This window comes from Streptomyces sp. NPDC001027, assembly GCF_040299045.1.
In the GTDB taxonomy this organism is placed as follows: Bacteria; Actinomycetota; Actinomycetes; order Streptomycetales; family Streptomycetaceae; genus Streptomyces.
In genome coordinates, this window is the sequence record NZ_JBEPBI010000573.1 from 1 (window position 1) to 1,450 (window position 1,450).

General features: G+C 68.3%; 2 protein-coding genes. Both read left to right on the forward strand.

Annotation, left to right across the window (positions count from 1 at the left end; translation table 11 throughout):
* Positions 1-572: hypothetical protein (locus tag ABT300_RS43995; RefSeq protein ID WP_351688780.1), on the forward strand; the 572-nt coding region annotated here is incomplete at its 5' end.
* Positions 573-882: 310 nt separating this feature from the next.
* Positions 883-1,404, forward strand: coding sequence for a hypothetical protein (locus ABT300_RS44000; RefSeq protein WP_351688782.1), 522 nt, complete (start codon positions 883-885; stop codon positions 1,402-1,404).
* Positions 1,405-1,450 lie beyond the last annotated feature (46 nt).

Below are 1,450 nucleotides of genomic sequence, written 5' to 3' on the forward strand. Positions count from 1 at the left end.
TGCTATCCCTATCGCCGCCCGCCCCCCCGCCCCGCGCAGCCGCACCGAAGCCGCCCGGCTTCCTCTCCGCCGCGAACCTTCCGCCGCACCCCAGCTCCACATGGACGGCGGGCAGGATCACCGCCGGCGTATCGCCCGAGGGCGAACTGGACTTCTGCCTCGGCAGGGCGCTGGGCGACGGCCGAAACTCCTGGTACCGGGACTTCCGTACCGACCTCGACGCGAGTGCCCGTCAGGTCAGCGTCAAGCACGCGACCGTCAGCGCGGCGAAGAGCCGGTACGCCCGCATCAACCAGGACATCAAGTCCTGCCCCGTCCGTATCGAGCGGGCCGACCCCGAAGTCGAGGCCGCTCTCAAGGACTACGGGAAGCTGAACGTCGAGGAGGGCGCCCACGTCTACGGCCTGCACACCGAGACGTCCTGGGGTGCGACGGACATCCGCCTCATCTCCGTGGGCCGGGACGGCGCCACGGTCACCGTCGTGGACTGGGGTCAGATGGGCGACTTCGACGACGCCCCGGTGAAGGCCTTCAAGAAGACGACCGTCACGGCCGTCAACAAGCTGCACTGACTGCAGCCCGGCAAGGCACGTCACGGCACGCACGCCCGTCACGCACGGCCCGAGCGGCCGGCCGCATGACGGTCGGCGTCGCACCACTGGCCACTGAGAATGCCGGGGCTGCCGCCGCTCCCGCCACGGGGGTCGGGAGCGCGGCAGCCCCGCACAACCACGGGGCCACCACACACCGCATCGAGCCACCGGACGGACCATCCGGGTTGGCTCACATAAGGCAAATAAGGCAAATAAGGCGAATAAAGCATGCGAAGCATGCGAGACGCGCAAGCCATACAGGCACACGAGACATACGGGGATCACGAACATGAGCACCGAGAATGGCAAGACCGTTCAGGCCGTCGAGGCCGCCGCGGGAGTCAAGAGCTCGACCCGGCTGCGCACCACCCGCCGGACGGCCGTCGCCGTCGGGCTTGCCCTGGCCCTCGGGCTCGGGGTGACGGCACAGGCGTCCGCAGGCGGCCCGCGCACCGTCAGCGGGAAGCCGTCCGACAACATCACGCGCATCGCCGACTTCTACGGCGCGTACATCGACGCGGTGATCGACGAGGACGGCAAGCTCGCCGACGATCTCCGCAAGCACTACCTCACGCCCGCCTTCCAGAAGGAGTTGAATGCCTGGGAGGTCACGAACCACGCCAACGGCGTCCTTCAGGCGCAGAACGTCCCGCTCGCGTGGAAGGTCACCGACAACGGCACGGCGAACTACACGGAGGCCGTCGTCACGCTCACCTGGGGCGGCGGCGACACCACCAAGCTCATCGTCGACATGACCCGCGACAGCCACAAGATCTTCCACATCGGCACGAAGGGCGTCGAGGTCGGCTAGAAGGCTGATGAAGATCTTGGTGAGGGCTGTCCGGCCGTCAGGCCGG